The sequence below is a fragment of the Maribacter algicola genome (assembly GCF_003933245.1).
Classification (GTDB): Bacteria; Bacteroidota; Bacteroidia; order Flavobacteriales; family Flavobacteriaceae; genus Maribacter; species Maribacter algicola.
The window spans coordinates 48775-68218 of sequence record NZ_QUSX01000002.1 but is presented as its reverse complement, the minus strand read 5'-3'; the positions used below and the strand labels follow the sequence as shown (position 1 = coordinate 68218).

Annotated in this window: 15 protein-coding genes and 2 tRNA genes; 4 read left to right on the top strand and 13 right to left on the bottom strand. The window is 38.0% G+C overall.

All coding sequences use genetic code 11. The features are described from left to right. Positions 1 to 89: 89 nt before the first annotated feature. Complete coding sequence (locus tag DZC72_RS09520; RefSeq protein ID WP_125222707.1) at positions 90 to 2255, bottom strand: thioredoxin domain-containing protein; 2166 nt, start codon at positions 2253 to 2255, stop codon at positions 90 to 92. A 90-nt stretch (positions 2256 to 2345) separates the two neighbouring features. Further along, positions 2346 to 3809: a vanadium-dependent haloperoxidase gene (locus DZC72_RS09515; protein ID WP_125222706.1), complete on the bottom strand. Its 1464-nt coding sequence runs from the start codon at positions 3807 to 3809 to the stop codon at positions 2346 to 2348. A gap of 1105 nt (positions 3810 to 4914) precedes the next feature. Between DZC72_RS09515 and DZC72_RS09510 the strand changes: the two genes are divergently transcribed. Continuing rightward, complete coding sequence (locus tag DZC72_RS09510; protein WP_125222705.1) at positions 4915 to 5352, top strand: hypothetical protein; 438 nt, start codon at positions 4915 to 4917, stop codon at positions 5350 to 5352. A 99-nt stretch (positions 5353 to 5451) separates the two neighbouring features. Here DZC72_RS09510 and DZC72_RS09505 read toward each other — a convergent pair whose 3' ends face one another. From DZC72_RS09505 to DZC72_RS09470, 8 genes are all read right to left on the bottom strand, one after another. Then, on the bottom strand, positions 5452 to 5673 hold the full coding sequence (locus DZC72_RS09505; protein ID WP_125222704.1) for a hypothetical protein: 222 nt from the start codon (positions 5671 to 5673) through the stop codon (positions 5452 to 5454). Continuing rightward, positions 5660 to 6352 carry a DUF4386 domain-containing protein gene (locus DZC72_RS09500; RefSeq protein WP_125222703.1) on the bottom strand — a complete coding sequence of 231 codons (693 nt, stop codon included), beginning with the start codon at positions 6350 to 6352 and terminating at the stop codon, positions 5660 to 5662. Before DZC72_RS09500 ends, DZC72_RS09505 begins: the two co-directional genes overlap by 14 nt. Positions 6353 to 6533: 181 nt before the next feature. Beyond that, positions 6534 to 7571 carry a serine hydrolase domain-containing protein gene (locus tag DZC72_RS09495; protein ID WP_125222702.1) on the bottom strand — a complete coding sequence of 346 codons (1038 nt, stop codon included), beginning with the start codon at positions 7569 to 7571 and terminating at the stop codon, positions 6534 to 6536. A gap of 39 nt (positions 7572 to 7610) precedes the next feature. Next, positions 7611 to 8375: a DUF6090 family protein gene (locus tag DZC72_RS09490; RefSeq protein ID WP_125222701.1), complete on the bottom strand. Its 765-nt coding sequence runs from the start codon at positions 8373 to 8375 to the stop codon at positions 7611 to 7613. An 87-nt stretch (positions 8376 to 8462) separates the two neighbouring features. Beyond that, entirely contained in the window at positions 8463 to 9056 is a 594-nt protein-coding gene (locus DZC72_RS09485) for a hypothetical protein (protein ID WP_125222700.1), read from the bottom strand. A gap of 156 nt (positions 9057 to 9212) precedes the next feature. Further along, the gene (locus DZC72_RS09480) at positions 9213 to 10274 is read right to left on the bottom strand and encodes an acyltransferase family protein (protein WP_125222699.1); all 1062 of its coding nucleotides are present in this window, start codon (positions 10272 to 10274) and stop codon (positions 9213 to 9215) included. A 22-nt stretch (positions 10275 to 10296) separates the two neighbouring features. Further along, on the bottom strand, positions 10297 to 10851 hold the full coding sequence (locus tag DZC72_RS09475) for an ankyrin repeat domain-containing protein (protein ID WP_125222698.1): 555 nt from the start codon (positions 10849 to 10851) through the stop codon (positions 10297 to 10299). A gap of 136 nt (positions 10852 to 10987) precedes the next feature. Further along, the gene (locus tag DZC72_RS09470) at positions 10988 to 11632 is read right to left on the bottom strand and encodes a hypothetical protein (protein WP_243641710.1); all 645 of its coding nucleotides are present in this window, start codon (positions 11630 to 11632) and stop codon (positions 10988 to 10990) included. 911 nt (positions 11633 to 12543) lie between these two features. Here DZC72_RS09470 and DZC72_RS09465 point away from each other — a divergent pair. After that, the gene (locus tag DZC72_RS09465) at positions 12544 to 14595 is read left to right on the top strand and encodes a helix-turn-helix domain-containing protein (protein WP_125222697.1); all 2052 of its coding nucleotides are present in this window, start codon (positions 12544 to 12546) and stop codon (positions 14593 to 14595) included. A 444-nt stretch (positions 14596 to 15039) separates the two neighbouring features. On the opposite strand, the gene DZC72_RS09460 is transcribed toward DZC72_RS09465, so the two are convergent. From DZC72_RS09460 to DZC72_RS09450, 3 genes are all read right to left on the bottom strand, one after another. Beyond that, positions 15040 to 15114: transfer RNA gene (locus tag DZC72_RS09460), tRNA-Pro, on the bottom strand. 26 nt (positions 15115 to 15140) lie between these two features. Then, a tRNA-Ser gene (locus tag DZC72_RS09455) sits at positions 15141 to 15224 on the bottom strand. A gap of 112 nt (positions 15225 to 15336) precedes the next feature. Further along, positions 15337 to 17373 carry an HD family phosphohydrolase gene (locus tag DZC72_RS09450; protein WP_125222696.1) on the bottom strand — a complete coding sequence of 679 codons (2037 nt, stop codon included), beginning with the start codon at positions 17371 to 17373 and terminating at the stop codon, positions 15337 to 15339. Between the two features lie 126 nt (positions 17374 to 17499). Here DZC72_RS09450 and DZC72_RS09445 point away from each other — a divergent pair, with 126 nt between their 5' ends. Further along, positions 17500 to 18675 (top strand): acetyl-CoA C-acyltransferase, encoded by a 1176-nt coding sequence (locus DZC72_RS09445; protein WP_125222695.1) that lies wholly within the window; start codon positions 17500 to 17502, stop codon positions 18673 to 18675. Between the two features lie 18 nt (positions 18676 to 18693). Continuing rightward, positions 18694 to 19443, top strand: a complete 750-nt coding sequence (locus DZC72_RS09440; protein WP_125222694.1) for a C40 family peptidase — start codon at positions 18694 to 18696, stop codon at positions 19441 to 19443. The last annotated feature ends 1 nt before the right edge of the window (position 19444 follow it).

Sequence of the window (19444 nt, the reverse complement as noted above, 5' to 3'; positions counted from 1 at the left end):
CATCCACCACAAATATTGCTTTTAGTGGTACTTATTATACCATTGCGCCTGGTTTTCAAAATAAAATGTGAAGATATTATATCAAAAAATCAAAAAGGTAGTAATCCTCTTTTTTGGGTCCATCCATACGAGCCCAACTCTGATAATTGAACCAAAGCTTCTTCTATGGTCTGTACAGGCAGTTTACAGGTTCTGTTTTGACAGATATAAATATAAGTTTCGTTGTTTAAAAATCTACCTTGAAATAAGGGGGACTCATTTGGAACTTCGGACCCAACAATCAAAGCGTTGGGAATAAAATAAGTATTGAGTTCAACACTAATTTTTCTGGCATTGGGTCCTACAACTACAATCTCAAAATAAGGATAGGTTTCAGTGAGCATCAAGCTACCCCATTGCCCATAGTTCTGAACCTCTTCTACAATTGAAGTAATCATGGAAGAAATCATTTTTCTTGAACTATTCAAAAATTGCTGGTTGTAATCTAAATGACCAAGTTTTAATAGGTTATGTGCCATAATTGCATTTGCGGAAGGCAAAACGCCGTCTGCAGTACTAATTATTTTGGCAATAAGTTCATTTTTTTCATTGAAGCTAAAAAACCCGGACTCATCAGAAAATTTCTCAAGTGCAGTGTTGTTGAATTTTTTGGCCAATTCAAGATAATCCAGTTCAAAGGTACTCTCATAAAGGTTTAAGGCCGTTTTGGCCATAAAAGCATAATCTTCGAGAAAAACTTCTTTCTGCTTACTGCCTTCCTTATAGGAGTGCACCAACTGTTCATTTTTGTAATTATGATTTAATAGAAATTGAAAGGTGCTTCTAGCCTTGGTTAAATATGTTTCCTTGGAAGTAGCCTTGTAAGCTTCGATAAAACCATCTATTAATATGGCATTCCATGACGTAATTATTTTATCATCCTTTTTAGGTTCAACTCTTGTTTGACGGGCCTTCAAAAGAATCTCTTTCCACTTTTCGGAATACTCCATAAGTTCACTTTCTGAAATTGAATGGGCATTGGAAAATTCCTTGTCCGCCGATCGTTTTACCAGAATATATTTTCCGTTTTCCCATTCCTCTTCCTTCTGAATGGAATAAAATCTAGAAAATAGGTCAAAATCATCCCCTAATTGAAATCTCAGCTCCTCCTCTTCCCAAACGTAAAAAGCACCTTCTACTCCATTGGTATCGGCATCCAAGGCACTAATATATCCTCCTTGGTCTCCCTTCATATCGCGCTCAATGAAATTAAGTGTAGTTTCTAGTGCTTTAAGATACTTTGGGTCTTTGAACGCCCTATACGCCTTAGCGTACAAACTTAAAATTTGGGCGTTATCGTAAAGCATTTTTTCAAAATGGGGAATTTTCCACTGCCCATCTGTACTATACCTGAAAAAACCACCTCCCAAGTGATCGTGAATACCTCCTAACAAAATAGCATCTAATGTCTTTCTAAGGTGATCCTTGGCCTTCATATCCTTACTCAAAAAGGCATAATTCAAAAGAAAATTTAGCTTTGAAGGATTTATGAATTTTTGACCCCCTACATCTCCCCCCCAATCAGAATCCCATTGCTTAGACCATTTTGAAATCCCTTCATGGATGGTGTTTGTATCTGTGAAAGCTTCATTGCTGCCCACACTACCACTATAAACATCCTGAATCCCAGAAGTAAGAAGCTTGGCATATTCCTCCATTTTTTCTGGATTGTTCTTATACTCTAAACTAAATTTGGAGATAATAGATTTCCAGGTTTCCTTGTCATGATATGTGCCCAAGTAAACTGGCTTTCCATTTGGCAATAAGATAGCATTAAGTGGCCAACCTCCCGATTCTTGCACCAGTTCCAAGGCCGTTTGATAAACAATATCCACATCCGGTCTTTCTTCCCTATCTACCTTAATACTTATAAAATTATCGTTCATCATTTGAGCCACTTCTATATCTTCGAATGACTCTTCTTCCATAACATGGCACCAATGGCATGTTGAATAACCAATACTTAAAAGGATGAGGGAATTTTTCTCCTTGGCAAGTGTAAAAGCTTTGTCGCTCCAAGGTTTCCAATTTACCGGATTATGGGCGTGTTGTAATAAATAAGGACTTGTCTCTGCAATAAGTTCATTGGTGTATTCGAAATCATTGCTCAGAAGTTCATTGTCTTCCTTTTTAATTTCCTTTTCTGGCCTACTATTTTTGCATGATAAAAACGAGAACAAACATACCAACATCAGAAACCTTGAAGTACTTTTCATTCTAAGATCTGTTTTTAACTATTTCATATAGTAGCTATGGTGGAGCATACCCTAATTTAGCATTCCTTTAAAAATTGTGGCTAGTCATTACTAATGATTACCAATATGTTCCTCATAAAAACTCCAAGCCTCTCTGGCAACATTTCTACCTAATTCCAAACCAGCAACATTATCGGCCTGGATATGATATCCACCCAAAACCCTTGAAAGGCCGGCCATTTCAGCAGCTTCTGTAAATGTTGGGAAATGTAGGGTTACAGTATCTCCTAAATTATTAGGCTCTGTCATTGCCCCTGAAACAAGCGTGGCCGTTGCCCCAAATTCATCACTTCCGGTCCAGATTTTCAATGCTTCCGCACAACCTCCACTAATGGTACTGTGGCCGGATACATAACTGGGAAAAGGAGGGCATAAAAATACTTCTGGGGAATAAGGCCTCCATGCATTTCCTTTCATCTCTATCATGCCTTTTCCTTCTCCTCCCCATGCTGTTATTTTTTGATTTCCATAATATTTATGTACCAAGGCGTAAGGTCTGGCAAAATCATAAAACATCTTCGCGTCCCAAGAGGCAATGAACGCATCCATAGCGACAACTTGGTTATAAAAATACATTTTCACATCATCATCAAGGGTATGACTATCTCTCTTGGATATTTCTTGGGCAAAACTAAGCCAATGTCCAGCTTGCTGAACAGATTGTGGCCCATCCCTCATAAATTCCACCAAGGCCTTCTGATAATCAGTCAAATTAGCTTGCATCTCAACAACCTCCTTTAATTCATTTTCCAATTGCTCAGAGCCCATTAAGGGCGGTGGACCAGGACGAAATTGATCTGCAGATTTTATGGCGATCGGACTTACTTTATCCCAGAAGGGCGTTAAACATCCAGGGGCGTATCTACCTCCATTTCCATCCGAGAAATATTTGGGTTGCCATCTATTGGGATCAACATTTTCATCTGCTGAATTTACAGGTTCGTAACCAACATAATTAAAATAGGGCTCACCATTAGAGCCAGGCTCTTCTCCATATTGGTTGGAACCATCTCCTTTCCTAGCCTCTATTATAGCCTTGGCCGCTAAATTCCCAATACCTTCAGGGGTATTTGGGTCCAAAGTCTCATTTGACGGGTCTAACCCAAGCTTTTTCATAAAATTTTTCAATAGCACTGTATCCGAATAGTAATACTCGTTCATAGTTCTGTACGCCGCATAACTTATAGCTATTTCCTTATTCTTAAGATTTTGTTCTTCTATGGGCCTGCGATCAACTCCCGTGAGATAAACGGGAATTGCTTTTTCATCATAGCGAGACCAAGCATCAAAGACAGAGACAAAAATCAGGCCCAGGTACCTTGAGGTAATTGTTGGCCTTGGTTTAAATTTTTCGGTATCACGAGCCGTAGCGATAAGTGCCATTTCACCCCATTTATAGGCGATATTTTGTACCCCCACAGGTTGTTGGTCATATGATATAACCATATCCTTTTTATACTCCCTACAACCCATAATGATAAGGGTACCACAAATGAACAGGACTAATTTTTTCATTTACATTATCATTGAGATTTTGAGAATTCCATACCCAAAATTTTCGTCATCTTAAAAGTAATAATATTCATGACCGTAAGTAATAAGTTAATCCAATTTCAGAAGGTTCGGAAAAAATTGTTACGAATATTATTTTCACAATTATAGCTATAATAATTTGAATTGATATTAGATGGATACATTTTAAAGGATGTTCAATAGATTAGAAATTGTAGGTTGAGGTAGGCTCCAAAACAATAAGGCTAATTAAAAAATCAAATCCATTTTATTTGATCTTTATAAAAGTGAGTAACATAGGTGGATAATGTATCAACTGTGGTCTCTATTGTTATTTGATTTGATTTGATTTACCTATAATGTCCATTTTTATAGATAATAAGCCTCTTAGATTGAAAACCAAAAAACTATTAGATTCACTAAAACATTGAAATTTATGGTTCCAATCAGTGTTCCCCAAGAACATAGAACAGTAATATAAATAAAGATGGGGGTTTCGCTAAGTGAAGGGTAAAACAAGTAACCGAATAGGTATCGATGAAGCCTGATTTTTATAGGATTTTGAATTTTTTTTAAAATACAAAATCCTGAAATTCATGGTTTTATATTCAATTTGCCAGGATGGCAGCGCTAGAACCCCTGACCTACTCCTTTAATAACCAAATAGTTATAATTATATTTTCAAAATTGGTATCCGGATAGGTCTACCTGAAATGCACTTTGACGCTTTCGAATAATAAAAGTAACATAAGTGTACCAAAATAGTATGAATCGATTTGAATTTAATTTAATTTTTCCACGAAAGACATTCTTATATAAAATTAAACTCTACTCATAAGCAGTAAGACTAAACTAAATATGACTTAAACAATGTGCTATTCAAAGTATCATAAATCGTTCCTTTTAGGGACTCTAGTTCTAGCCTAATTTCAGTTCATATGAAAGATAATTTGTCCACTTTAGATACGAACTGACAGAACTGTAAATCAAATATTTCGCTCCGCCGAAATTTTACAGGTATACCTTGATTTATAGCTGGAAAATTTACCGATGATTTTTTCCTGACTTCAGAAAATTTTATCTTACTCTAGTAAAAAGCCTTCAAAAAATGGAAAAAAGAAAGGGTATTGGCTTAATTTTTACAATTATTGCATTGGTACTCGGGGTAATCTTCTATTTGAAAATTGACTATCCGGAAAACTTTGTAGGGTATTTCAAGAAATCATATTACGGCCAATTTGGGCCTTTGGCCATTTGTCTAGAGTTATTACTTGCAGCGATTTATCTTTTTGTGGGACATAAAAAATCGAATTTTGCCTTGGCCTTATTTGCTTTTACCGCTTTGGCGGATATTTTTTTCAATCTAGCGGGCATCTTTATAAGCGGAGTACCTACTTTTGCTATGGTTCTGTTTTTTCTCTGTGCAATAGTTTCGCTGTGGATAGCCTTTTCGAATGCATTTAATCTGGGAAGGATTACCCTTTTATGGGCAATAATAAGTTTTATTCTTGGTAATGCCATTGAGTTTTACTTTAGCTATTTTTAAAAAAACTTCTGTATAAGGTTGACTATTCATAAAGTGTTCAGCGTTTAAAACCCCTCACTAAGTTACCATTGGACTGTAAATAACGGACAACTGTCCTTTCTAGGTATTCCATAATTCGTCATCAATGATTATTTGGTCCAGGAAGTGGACTACATTGATGCGACTGACTTTACCTGCATTGAAAATTGCGCCACTTGTAGGGGAAGGATGTGTTTCATAATCCGATACTTCGTCCTCATCGATTAGCCCGTCTGGGCGAAATGCAGCCCATCCGATGAATTGGTTACTTGCTGTATTCCGTTTTAATCTAATTTTGCTCATTACTAGGTCTAATCCCAAATATTAGTAGATAGCCGATCATCCAAAATTCTCCAATGGTTGCGGGTAGCGTGAGAAATCTATTGAAGCTAAAATCAATACCGGCGTAGTGTATAACAGTAGAAACTAGATAGCCTAGTCCTCCTAAAATAATAACTCTTCCCAACCAGGCAGGCATTCTTTTGGATTTGATGATTATATATCCCATGGGAAACAGCCAAAGCCCAAAGAATAGACCACCAATACCCCAAGCATTTGAAATTATATTTTGTAAAACCTCAATAAGTACAATTTTATCTTGCATAACACTTATATCAGAATTGGCAATACCTATTGCGGAGGCGATTGAAATTGCGCTTATCATAATGGCTAAAGCGTTTACAATTCCCCAAATACCCAGAGTCCAAGCTTCCCATTCATAATCACCTTTAAATAATTTGAAAAACCAAACTGCAGTAAGGGCCTGGGATATTACGATAGTGAACTCTAATAGCAACCTAATTCTTGCTGTAGATTCTAATTCTACTAAATTCGCTAGCGTCTGTTCGGGGTTTCCAGACACAAATATTTGAGAATGAAAGACCATAAACCCTAAAATTCCTGAAATAGCCATCATTAAATACCACACGCCAGTGATTCGTGCAGTTTTAATCAGTTGTTTTTGTTCTGTAGTTACAATCATAAATAATTTGATTTTAATATTTATACTAATTCTGACGATGTAATAAAGTTATTGTTACCGTTTTGCATTAACGGCATATGACAAGAGTATGCGCATAAACTCAATAAAGACTTCGAAACTTCCGGAAACCAAGCAAATAAAGGGAAGCCTACAAATGCAACTACTACCCATCTTACCTTTTTCATGGGTTTTCTTTACGCCTCAATATTTTTACAATACGATTGATCACGATTTCCGATAAATTCCATTCGTAGCCCTCAAAATCGGTTGTATTAATGAATTGAACGACCACGGTATCGATGTCTTCATGGTATTCTGCGAGACTCTGATAACCTACTACCAGACCCCCATGTTCATACTCATAAATGGTGGAATAAATCTCCTGTTCGCCTTCTTCAAATACAGAACCATCGTTCAATGCCCTAAGAAAGATGCCAACGTCTTCGGCCGTAGCCAACATTCCGTTTTCATTGGTCTTAAAATCTTTGTCAATGCCTACATAATAGCCGCTCATCACATCATTCAAATTCACTTCTTTAAGTGAAAAGAATGTTTTTTTTAGTCCAAGGGGAATCAGGATTTTCTCCTTGATATACTCTTCATGACTATACCCTATCACTTTTTCGATGATTTGACGTAGCAATAAATAATTCGTGTTTGAATAGCCATAGTCTTCGTCGGGTTCAAAATTGGCAGGTAAATCAAGAGCGAATTCTAGTGCCTTTTTACCATTTTCCTGTTCGTTTTCCCAATATGTAGGATTGTCGGTAAAATTGGGAATACCACTTCGATGTTGTACCATTGATCGAAGGGTTATCTTTTCCGCGTTTTCAATTCTCCCCACAAGTTCAGGAAAGTAATCGGCAAGCGTATCCTCTAAGGATAGTTGTTTATTATGGGCCAACTTGGTGATGGCAACCGCAACATACAATTTGCTGATACTGGCAATTTTGAATAGAGCTTTTGGGTCGGCAGGTATTTTGTTTTCGCGGTCTTTCCAGCCGCCCGCATAAAATGCTGGAGGTTCTCCTGCTTTATCCACATAAACGATCATACCATCAAATCCGTGGCCGATGGCTTCGTCCACTTGTTCTTGGACGTTATCGGGCAAGGGTAAAATCCACGCCTTTACCAATATCCATGGCACAAAGTACAAAGAGCCAATGCTTACCAAAATGAATAGGATTCTGAGTATTTGTTTTGTTTTTCGCTTTTTCATTTTTTCATTGCTAGTGTTTGGCAAATTAGTGTCGAGTAATTAATCATTAGTAATTGTATTTATTTCTTCGATGACGTTTTCGCCTAAATCCTTTAATTGACCATACAAAGCAACCATGGTATCAAACTGCCAGGCTGCTAAACTAATGACGTTTCGATAGGGGGCAGCCGATGTATATGCGTCAAAATCCTCAAAATACTCCGCTTGCGTTGTCGCTCTTAGTTTTAGGGAATCTGGAGGTACAAAGGCATAAGCGAGCATCAAAGACCTATCGAACTGAGTGGAAAGATACGCCTGCTGACTTTTTGCATAGTCATTATAACTCTTTTCGCTTGCTGCAATTTCCTCAATTAAACTGTGATATCTGGTCAAGAGTGAATCCAATGGCGTATTGTTGATTTTACCAAAATAGATGGAATTTTTTAATGCCTCATACCCTCCCGTATTCGGTTTAAAATTTATATCTGCAAAGGCGAACCCACTGGACATAAAAAGAATAAGGTTTTCGTCTTCTGTCTTATCCAAGATGCTTCTACGGGCCTTTATACAAAGCTGGGCAATTTGTGTTCTACCCCTTGTTACCGAGTCCAGTTTATAAAGGTCTTCTATGGTATGTGACTTGATTTTAACCAAATACTCTTTTAAAGCATTGTTATCCTTTTTAGCTTGGTTCCAATTATTGATTTGTAAGGCAATCAATATACCTATGACGACCAGAACAATTTCGCCAATGGCGTAAATGAAATATTTACTGAAGTTATTATCTGAAAGGAATTTTTTACGAATCTTTCTAAAGATTTTCATAATTAGCTATGGTTTGGTCACGTATAAAAAATAGTTTTCGTTTTGTTGTGATATTTCAATAACGATGTTTACTTCTTTTATAGAGACTTATTTAGGTTTTGAATATTCGATTAATTCCTCTACGTATAAAAAATCACCTTGATTCTGGGTGAGTTTTATGAAGTTTTTTACAGCAGGCGCATACAACCAAACCTCCTCTTCATTTGCGCTATATCCTCTGGAATTCGTGGTTTTCCCTGTGTATTTAATGGTGTATGCCATGAATGTGCCAGCTTCTACTGTTTCTTCTTGGTATGATAAAATCTCGGCATTGTGACTTTGGTTTCCAGTAGTTCCATCTTGGCTTGTCCAATTGTTTTCATATTTCCATTTTTTACCCACTTCAAGAGGCCAGTCATACTTGGGTGTTTCGCTAACTTCTGGTTTAACAATATCGCTAACAGGAATAGTATCCTTACCGATAGTCATACCTAAAACTCCATTAATATTGACTATTTCTCTTGTATCTGTTCCATCGGAACGTACTTCTCCTTCAGTAGTTACACCTTTATATTTCCATACCCATTTTTCACCAACTTGATAATCAGGTAAGGTTGGTTGTTGGGCTATACCAAATTTATCAGAGCTTTTACAAGCACTGAGCATTACTATTGAGAAAATTAGTACTATTTGACTTTTCATCTTAAAATATATTTAAATGTGCTTACTTCACTTTAATGCCTTTTTTCAGCTAATTCAGGCAGTTCATTAATAAATTCTAACTCTAATTTTAACCAAAGTCAAGAATTTCGATTCACTGTATTATCAATTCAGGTTCCAGGTTGAAGTTTTTACTTTTTAATTTTTTTTGTAGGTCCATTTCAATCCGAAAAAAGGCCTTAAAAAAACAATCCTTCTAAGAACAAACTCATAAACGATAAAGCAACCTACACCAGTAAAAGCTACAATAGCTATGAATTTCAATAAGGTTGGTATCTCCAATGGTAATATGAGCAGTGCTCCTGCATATAAAGCAAACATGTGAATGATATATACAGGGTATGCTGCCTGGCTCAAGTAACTTAGTGTTTTACTTGGCCGGTTCAAATATTTGTACCCGAGACCGAAAACCCCGAAAATCCAACAATTAGATTCCATGGCCGTCAGATAACCTGGCGCTTCCGTAGCATATATAAAATATCGGATGCCGAACAAAACAGCGGCCAAACCAATATATAACCATCTCCATTTTAAAACGGTCTGCCAGAATATATTACCACTGTACACAAAAAGATAGCCGAATAAAAAGGCAAGAAGCCCATTAAAAAAGCCGTGCCATGTCTGGGCATATAAAGCAAATAGCTGGGGTTTTACCAACACAACTTCTAGGACAAAAAATAGGGATATCAACAAAGGGCCACCGGGATGGCCCATGAGAGACGATAACATCCTTTTTATTTTACCGTTTCCATCCTTTTTCAGGTAGTAAAAAAACGGTAAGAGTATAAGTACGTACAAAAAGATATTCCCCAAGAACCATAAATGGCCTTGATGGGGAAAATAACCTAATGGCATATTATAGTATAGCTGAAAAATGAACATGTGCATGGTGGTAATGGCAACAATACCAAATAGGTAGGGCAAGAGAATCCGCTTTGTGCGCTCCAAAATCAATTGTCTCCAATTTCGTTTACGCATGGCAAAGTAAAGTCCCATTCCCGATACGTAAAATAGCAATGGGATTCGCCAGACGTTAAGCATGGTCATCGGTTTCCATAAACCCTCTAGGGATTCATCACTCTTTATAAAGCCTATTAACATGGCCCAGGGTTGAAATATAATGGCTATATGATAGATGAGTAGCAAGCCTATAGCTACAACCCGTAGCCAATCGATATCGTATCTTCTTTCAGTTGTCATTTGAATATCAATTTGGGATTGATTACTGCAACATCATTGCAATGACCGGACGGGTTTTTTCGATTTCCGTCAAATCAATTTGTAAACCTATCGGTCCTAATTGTTGCTGAAGCATTTCGTAAATGGGCTTTATTTCAGCAAAAGGCCCCATAACACTTTCCCTTGGCGTCATACCAAAGTTGTTCTTGGCTGTCTTATCGGCTTTGGCGTCAATAAGGGACTGTACGACTTCGACCCTACAAAAGAATGCGGCCGTATGCAAAGCTGTCGCCCCATCGTTATTTTTGATTGTTAAATCCGCCCCGGCATCAATAAGGACTTGGGCAATCTTGTTTTTTCCAAAACTTGCCGCAGTGATTAACGGAGTGGCCCCGGTCATGGGGTCTTTTTTGTTCAAATCTGTTCCTGCCGAAATATGCTGTTTAACGGCTTCAAGATTGTCCGATAGTATTGCTGCTTGAATATCTATTTCCGGTTTTGCAACTGCAGGGGCTTCAGTGTTATCGTTTGCCTCAGCTTTTGTTTTGTTGCCGGACTGACCGCAAGCTGAAGTAAGTAAAAGAAGAACTAATGACATGTATATTAAGGTTCTTAAAGAATTGATTTTAAATCTTTTACTCATTACTATGTTATTTAATTTTAATTGGTATTCGTGAATATTTGATTTCATGATTGCATTTTTTATGATTATTGGTATTATTTTTCTTTGATAATTAAAACCAGCTAAAGCCAATTCCTAAACTTAACTGTACCGCATCTCTGTCAATGTTATTATTTAGCTTTACTCCACCCATGAGTAATTTAGATTGAAGGTTTAAGGCAAATTTGTTTTTTCTGTAAACCTCATAACCCGTACTCACCAAAACTGCGATTCCAGTATTCCAATCGTCATTTAGGTTATCCTTAATATCATATAATGCAGGAGAGTCTATAGCTAAACCAGCACCTCCATGTATCCACCACTTGTCTTTTACCCAGTACTGAACAGCTGGTATAATAGCTCCAAAGTGTCTGTCGTTATTATTAACCGCGTAGATCATTCCCGGTGCAGAAACGTTAACGGCTAAACGATTATTTAGCATGTAGCCGATCTTGAAATCTGGAAAAATGAACGTTTCTTGAGATTTATCAAAATTTTGAATTCCAGCACTATCTTCTATGCTTATTATACCTCCACCTAGCACAAATTCGAACATAAACCCTTCTCGGCTAAAATCGTTTTGGGCGTTCTTATTGTTTTGAGCAAATGTCATTGCAGATATTAAAACAAAGGCAATACACGTAATTTGATTTTTGATTGTTTTACTCACGCCTTTCTTATTTAATTTTAACAGGTATTCGTGAATCTTTGATTTCATAATTAAATTTTTTAATAGTTTGTTATAATTTTCGTTTTGTGATAAGTGATGGACTTTGATGAGGGGTCTACCCCTTTTCTAATCCAATGAGTTAGTGTATTTGGTGAAGGTAGTATCTCGATTCAGCCCAACGGATCCGCTTACTATCCTTTAATTGGGAAAGGAAAGTGAACCTTCTAGATTCCCTTGGTGATTGATTGATGATTGTTTTACACATGGCTTAGTTATTTGATTTTAATAAGTATTCGTGAATCTTCGTTTTCATGACTGTGTTGTTTTTTGATGTTTTCTTTCGGACCATGATTACCGGTTAAAGTTCCTGTACTGTGTCCATTGTGTTCTCATGCTGTTGCTGAAATATGAGAAGTATTGTCCTGTTCTTGATTCCGTTATCGTTCTTATGATTGATGCTTTCATTATTTCAATTTTGTATCTTTTTTCTATTGTTAACTCTTCGGTCAAACAGCCTGTCGGTGCTCCAACCGAATCCAATTCCAAAAAATTTTCTCTGACGGAATGGATATAAAGGTGAATTTTCCATGATGATGTTTTTTTAAGGTTTATTATCTATTGAAGTTCCTATACTGCGCCCATTGGGTTCTCTTGCTATTGCTGAACGTTGAGAAGTACTGTCCTGTTCTTGATTCGGTTACCGTTCTTGTGATTGATGCTTTCATAATTATTGTTTTAAATTGTTCGTTATGATTTTTGTTGGTACAAAGATGCTATCGAACTTGAAGCAACCCATATGAGCTATGCGGAGAACTATGTAAAGTTTTAGGAGGCTATAAAAACTATGGCGCAAGGATGTAAATTATGACGCAAAAGATACTTTTCTGATAATTAGGTGGCCTTCGAGAAAACGCTTAATTCTCTAGATTTTACCTAATTTAGAGCCAGTAGTAAACGATATGTCCAACGAATCTCCCATCAAATCAACTTTTTTAACCCAAGCAGAGGCCATAATTGTGGAAAACCTGGCCAACGAGCAATTTGGGGTTTCGGAATTGGCGGATGCTATGAGCATGAGCCGGTCCAACCTGCTCCGGAAAATCAAAAAACTAACACAACTTTCGGCAAGTCAATTTATTCGTCAAGTCCGTCTTAAAGAAGCCATGGAGCTACTCAAGGATAATTCTTCGACGGTTTCCGAAATTTCGTATCAAGTAGGTTTTGGAAGCACTTCCTATTTCATTAAATGCTTTCGGGAACAGTACGGATATTCCCCCGGGGAGGTTGGAAAAAATACTGTGGTGGTCGAACCAGAAAAGGTCCAAACCAACATTTTGAAGAGATATCGCTGGCCGCTAATTGCAGCAACATCCTTAGCGGTGATAATAATTGGCATAGTACTGTTCAATAAAAAAGATGCTAAAAATGAACCGAAAACTGAAAAATCAATTGCGGTATTGCCCTTTAAAAATGAGAGCAGCGATTCTACCAATTTGTATTTTGTAAATGGGTTGATGGAATCCGCATTGAACAACCTTCAGAAGATTGAGGATTTACGGGTCATCAGTAGAACCTCGGTAGAGAAATATAGAAAAACCGATAAGGGCATTCCAGAGATTGCCGAAGAATTGGATGTGAACTATTTGGTAGAAGGTAGTGGCCAACGCGTCGGCAATCAAGTTTTACTCAACGTACAATTGATTAACGCTTCAACAGATACCCCTATTTGGGTGGAACAGTACAATAGGGAAGTTGAGGACATTTTTGAGCTGCAAAACGATGTGGCCAAGAAAATCGCAGATGCCATTGCAGCTGTCGTGACACCGGCCGAATTGGAGCAGATTGAAAAAAAACCAACTGAAAACCTGTTGGCCTATGATTACTACCTACAAGCATTGGATCCTTATTATTCACGCACAGAAGAAGGCTTAGAAAAGGCCATTGCATTGTTTGAAAAGGCCATAGAACAAGATTCGGAATTTGCCCTCGCCTATGCCAACATCGCCATTTCATACTATCTGCTCGAAATGTCCCAACTCGAAAAGCAATACACCGAAAAGATTAACAGCTTTGCGGACAAGGCCCTGCTCTATGATTCAAAATCTGCCGAAAGCTTGGTCGCCAAGGCCTTTTACTATATACAAACAAAGGAATACAATTTGGCCTTGCCACATCTTGATAAGGCATTGGAGTATAATCCTAATTCATCGCTGGCGGTACAAATGCTGGCGGAATTTTACTCACATATGCTTCCCAATACCAATAAATACCTAGAGTATGCCTTAAAAGGGGTTCAGCTTACCGTTGCGAGTGATTCCATTACCCAGAGCTACACATATTTACAGCTAAGCAATGCCCTTGTATCCTCAGGATTTGCAGATGAAGCCTTGAAATATATCAACAAGTCTTTGGATTATAATGCTGAAAACTATTTTGCTCCGCACTTAAAGGCATTTATTCTCTTCGCCAAGGATGGTAATATTAAGCGTACAAGGAATTTACTTTTAAACGAATGGAAGAAGGATACTACTCGGCTTGATATTTTACAGGACATAGGGAAGTTGTACTACATTGAGGAAAAGTATGACAGTGCCTATTCCTATTTTAAAAAATTTGTGAAAGCCAGGGAAGTAAATGGACTGGATATTTATATACAGGAAAACGTCAAAATTGCACAGGTCTACAAAGAGATGGGCTTGGATAAAAAAGCTGACGAATTGTTTAATGATTTCTCTGAATACTGCAAAGGTGATCAATCGAATTATAAAAGTGTGAATCTCGTTTGGAAATACGCGTATGAAGGGAAGATTAATGAGGCAGTTGAAGAGCTTAGAATATTTTCCAAAGCAGAGAATTATCTCTATTGGTTTTTATTAATTGAAGATGAACCACTTATTAAACCCTTAAAAAGTCATCCCGAGTTTGATGGCATCATTCAAAAAATCAAAGACCGCTTCTGGGAAAATCATGCTAAACTCAAAAATAATCTAGAGAACAGTGAACTTATTTAATTTATTAATCCCTTCTTTTTTGCAATGTTTAATAGTCAAAAAACTATATTACAAGAATAGGATTGTTTTCTAATAATGGTCCCATAAAAACGGAGGTTTTAAGGAATAGTTTCAATAAAACGGATAACTTTTTGGTAGGCTGTCCAATTCTTCGTCTCTTTAAATATTATACCTAATTATCCTTTTATGGGGCTCCTTTAGAGAATTAAAGGGCCATGCAGTACGTTCAGAAATTAAGTTTATGGTTTAACTTTTCGATTTCTTTTTTTGTTTAAATACGATTTCCCCCAGAACCCAGAAGAAATGTGTAAATAAAGACTGGGTCTTGCCAAAGTGAAGGGTAAAACAAATAATCGAATAGGTATCGCTGATACTGGTTTTTAGGCGATTTTGGAGGTTTTAAAAAAATTAAAGCCTTGATTTTCAAGGCTTTAATTTCATTCGTCGGGGTGGCAGGATTCGAACCTGCGACCTCCTGCTCCCAAAGCAGGCGCGATAACCGGGCTACGCTACACCCCGAAGCTATCTTAAATTAAAAGAAATTGCGGAGAGAATGGGACTCGAACCCATGCGACACTTACGCGTCGACAGATTAGCAATCTGCTCCGTTACCACTCCGGCACCTCTCCAATAATTTATTTTTAAGAACGTTAGCTCAAATTGCGGATGCAAATGTAATTTTTACCATAGAAGCACGCAACTATTTTACTAGGTTTTTTGAAAAAATAAAACAACTATCTATTATTCAGGATACTCCACGCGCAAATGATAAATGTTGGTCAACTTCTGCTTGAAAATCTTCTTGATGGTTTCGATTTCCTTAAAAGTTATATCGGCATTTAGAAATTGATTCGCTTTCATTTGTCCTGCGATTATTTTATCAACAAATTCGTCGATCATCGTATAGGTAGGATCTTTCAGGCTTTTAGAGGCTGCTTCTACGGAATCTGCCATCATCAAAATGGCCGTTTCCTTGGAAAAAGGAAGCGGACCAGGGTATCTAAATTCTTCTTCGCTTATCTCCGCCTCCAATTCCTTTTGCTTCTTATAAAAATAATATACAAAGGTGGTTCCATGGTGAGACCTTATAAAATCGATAATTCTGTCCGGCAATTTATTCTTTCTCGCCAGTTCAATTCCCTTAATGACATGGTCAATAATAATTTTTGCACTTTCCCTTGGCGTAATCTCGTCGTGTGGATTTACATTGGTTATTTGATTTTCAGTAAAATAAGTAGGATTGTTCATTTTACCAATATCGTGGTACAAGGCGCCAACCCTGACCAACATGGCGTTCGCCCCAATCTCATTGGCTGCTGATTCCGCCAAATTCGCCACTTGCAGGGAATGATTGAAAGTTCCAGGTGCCTTATTGGATAGTTCCTTTAAAAGTTTTGAATTGGTATCGGATAGTTCCAATAAGGATACATCGGAGACAAGACCAAAGACCTTTTCATAAATATAAATCAAGGGCTGTACGAAGAGGGTAATCATTCCATTGAGCAAAAAGAGTCCCAAGGTGTACCATGATATATTGTTGAGATTGCCTTCATGGATAATATGAAAGGCCAAATAACCCACAATATAAATGGATATTATTTGACCGATGGAGATAAAAAGATTGGCTCGTTTGTACAACTCGGAAACGGTCAAAATAGTAACGATTCCCGTAATTATTTGCAAAAAGATATATTCAAAACTGTTGGGCACAACGAAGCCCAGAATCAATACGGTCAATACATGCGCAAAAAGACCTAATCTAGCATCAAAGAAAGTCTTTAGAATTAGGGGAAGTATGCAGAGAGGTACAACAAATACCAATGAATCGTTATATTTTACTACCATAGTGGTAATGAAAACCATCAATAGTATATTGAAAAAAATGAAGGTTACCTTTGTGTTGTTAGCATAAATGGAAGGCCTGTATTTCTTTAAAAAAAGGAAGAGCATTAACAATACCAAGGCCACTAGCACAGTGTACCCTATCAGAATTATATAATAGTTATTGGCGGTCCATAATTCAGATTCATACTCGGACTTCAACGACTCCAATATTTTTAAGTTTTCGCCCTCGACCACCTCTCCTTTGGCTATGATCAATTTACCCTCATCTACAGTACCTCTGGTATAACTAATTTTAGACAGGGCATCCTCCCTACTCTTCTGGGTCAGATTGGCATCATAACTAACATTAGGGACAATAAGATCAAAAAAGATATCTTGGAATTCCTGTGTTAGATGTGGAATATTTTCATCTTCAAGTTTCTTTTGTACCAAAGTTCCAACATCGGCAACCCTATAAAAGGAAGAAATCTGCTTGCTTGTGGCCTCGTTGTTCCTAAGCAGGAAAATAGCATTGGCTTTGACTTGCCCTGCACTACTATCCAGGATACCGTTTTTGTATATGGAATCCAATAGCGTTTCACCAATACTTTTTAAAAATCGCCTCTGTGAATCGGTATAGTTGGAACTACCGAATACTTCTTCGAAAGAATCATTGTATCCTTCATAAACGTTGTTCACCTTCCGTTGGTCATATCTGAAATACTGGCCACTGGTTTCATCAATGTTCTGCTTTTCTTCAGCTATTTCAGCATCGGTCTTTTTTATGGAGAAATCAAAAGGTGCGTACAGAGTCTCAAACTGCCAGGGCTTTCCCTTTTGGAACTCGTACTTGAACTTACCTCCCTTGGGGAAAAAGAACACGATAAATCCTATAGCCACAACATATAGGACATATTTGAAAATAAGGGATTGTTTTTTGTAAAGGTTATCCAAGACTACGATTTTAGTGTACCCGTATTCAAAAATAGAAAATATAAACTTACGGTGACGAATTGGTGGCAGTGGGGCATGGTTGATATAGAATTTAGTAATTTCGCCAATACAAAGATGACAATTTATATGAAAGAGGTAGTTATAGTATCTGCAGTACGAACTCCAATTGGAAGTTTTATGGGGGCATTATCTTCGGTTCCAGCACCAAAACTTGGTGCTGAAGCTATAAAGGGAGCTCTAGAAAAAATAGATTTGAAGCCTGACATGGTTGAGGAGGTTTTGATGGGAAATGTGGTACAAGCCGGAACAGGGCAAGCTCCTGCGAGACAGGCGGCTCTTTATGCGGGTATACCCGATACGGTACCTTGTACCACAATCAATAAAGTTTGCTCTTCGGGAATGAAGGCCGTCATGCAGGCCGCCCAAGCAATAGCTTTGGGAGATGCCTCGATCATCGTTGCTGGAGGTATGGAGAATATGAGCTTGATTCCACATTATGCTTACTTAAGAACTCCGGTAAAATTTGGACCATCCTCTATGATCGATGGTCTGCAAAAAGATGGCCTGGTGGATGCTTATGACCAAAATGCCATGGGGGTCTGTGCAGATGCCTGTGCTACCAAATACGACTTCTCCAGGGAGGACCAGGACAAATTTGCAGTTCAATCCTATACTCGATCAGCGAACGCCTGGAAAAAGGGTCTGTTCAAAAATGAAGTCATCCCGGTATCCGTACCGCAGAGACGTGGTGAACCCGTGGTTGTATCCGAAGATGAAGAGTATAAGAATGTGATTTTGGATAAGATACCTAATTTAAGACCTGCCTTCTCCAAGGATGGTACGGTAACCGCCGCAAATGCATCCACCATTAATGACGGTGCCGCCGCCCTTGTTTTGATGAGTGCTGAAAAAGCAAAAGAGCTACAGCTAAAACCTTTGGCAAAAATTATAGGTTATGCCGATGCCGCACAGGAACCCAAATGGTTCACGACCGCACCGGCCAAAGCATTACCAAAGGCCTTACAAAAAGCCGGGGTATCCTTGAAAGATATTGACTTTTTTGAATTTAACGAGGCTTTTTCGGTAGTTGGCCTGGCCAATATGAAACTGCTGGGAATTTCCAATGACAAGGTGAATGTGAACGGTGGAGCGGTTTCATTGGGACACCCCTTAGGTTGTTCCGGAGCTAGGATTCTTGTGACTTTATTACATGTTCTGGATCAACAAAATGGAAAAATAGGTGCGGCGGCCATTTGTAATGGAGGCGGCGGGGCTTCTTCAATGGTTTTGAAAAGAGCCTGAAAATCCTTTTTTAATTAGATGCAATACGGAATTTGCCCTTTAAGTCTGGTTCCTTTAAGACAATCGCCCGATGAAACCTCTGAAATGACGAGCCAACTATTGTTCGGCGAACATTTCAAGGTGTTGGAGTCCAGAAAACACTGGTCAAAGATTAGGGTTCCCACGGATAGATGTGAAGGATGGATACCAAACAATCAATTACAATTCATTACGAAAGAAGAATTTGAGGCAATCGAGGAAAAAACAAGTGTCCTATCCTCCGACCTGATTGGCTTTGCTGAACGGCCAAACGGTATGCTCACCGCAATTCTCTTAGGCTCATCCATTCCCTTTACAAAGTGCCTACCGGTTACCGTAGACGGAAATAAAATCACTGGAAAACAGGTAAAGGAAAACCTAATAAACATTGCCTTGTTATATCTTAACTCACCTGAACTAAAGGGAGGTAAGTCCCCATTTGGCATAGATGCCTCTGGATTTGCACAGATGGTCTATAAAATAAACGGCTATCATTTATTACGCACGGCCCAAGAGCAGGCCAAACAAGGGGAAGCTTTGAGTTTTGTTGAAGAAAGCGAGCCAGGAGACCTAGCGTTTTTTGATGATGCCAGCGGAATGATAAACCATGTTGGGATTATCATGGAGAACAATTATATCATCCATGTGAACGGGTTGGTCAGAATAGACCGAATAGACCACACAGGAATATTTAATAACGAACTGAGAAATTATTCCCATAAACTCCGCGTAATAAAAAAAATAATATAAA

Coding starts and splice junctions, on each gene's coding strand:
- DZC72_RS09485 (WP_125222700.1), bottom strand. CDS start 9,056: ATGAAAAGTCAAATAGTACTAATTTTCTCAATAGTAATGCTCAGTGCT.
- DZC72_RS09520 (WP_125222707.1), bottom strand. CDS start 2,255: ATGAAAAGTACTTCAAGGTTTCTGATGTTGGTATGTTTGTTCTCGTTT.
- DZC72_RS09495 (WP_125222702.1), bottom strand. CDS start 7,571: ATGAAAAAGCGAAAAACAAAACAAATACTCAGAATCCTATTCATTTTG.
- DZC72_RS09515 (WP_125222706.1), bottom strand. CDS start 3,809: ATGAAAAAATTAGTCCTGTTCATTTGTGGTACCCTTATCATTATGGGT.
- DZC72_RS09505 (WP_125222704.1), bottom strand. CDS start 5,673: ATGAGCAAAATTAGATTAAAACGGAATACAGCAAGTAACCAATTCATC.
- DZC72_RS09440 (WP_125222694.1), top strand. CDS start 18,694: ATGCAATACGGAATTTGCCCTTTAAGTCTGGTTCCTTTAAGACAATCG.
- DZC72_RS09470 (WP_243641710.1), bottom strand. CDS start 11,632: ATGAAATCAAAGATTCACGAATACCTGTTAAAATTAAATAAGAAAGGC.
- DZC72_RS09490 (WP_125222701.1), bottom strand. CDS start 8,375: ATGAAAATCTTTAGAAAGATTCGTAAAAAATTCCTTTCAGATAATAAC.
- DZC72_RS09480 (WP_125222699.1), bottom strand. CDS start 10,274: ATGACAACTGAAAGAAGATACGATATCGATTGGCTACGGGTTGTAGCT.
- DZC72_RS09500 (WP_125222703.1), bottom strand. CDS start 6,352: ATGATTGTAACTACAGAACAAAAACAACTGATTAAAACTGCACGAATC.
- DZC72_RS09510 (WP_125222705.1), top strand. CDS start 4,915: ATGGAAAAAAGAAAGGGTATTGGCTTAATTTTTACAATTATTGCATTG.
- DZC72_RS09475 (WP_125222698.1), bottom strand. CDS start 10,851: ATGTCATTAGTTCTTCTTTTACTTACTTCAGCTTGCGGTCAGTCCGGC.
- DZC72_RS09465 (WP_125222697.1), top strand. CDS start 12,544: ATGTCCAACGAATCTCCCATCAAATCAACTTTTTTAACCCAAGCAGAG.
- DZC72_RS09445 (WP_125222695.1), top strand. CDS start 17,500: ATGAAAGAGGTAGTTATAGTATCTGCAGTACGAACTCCAATTGGAAGT.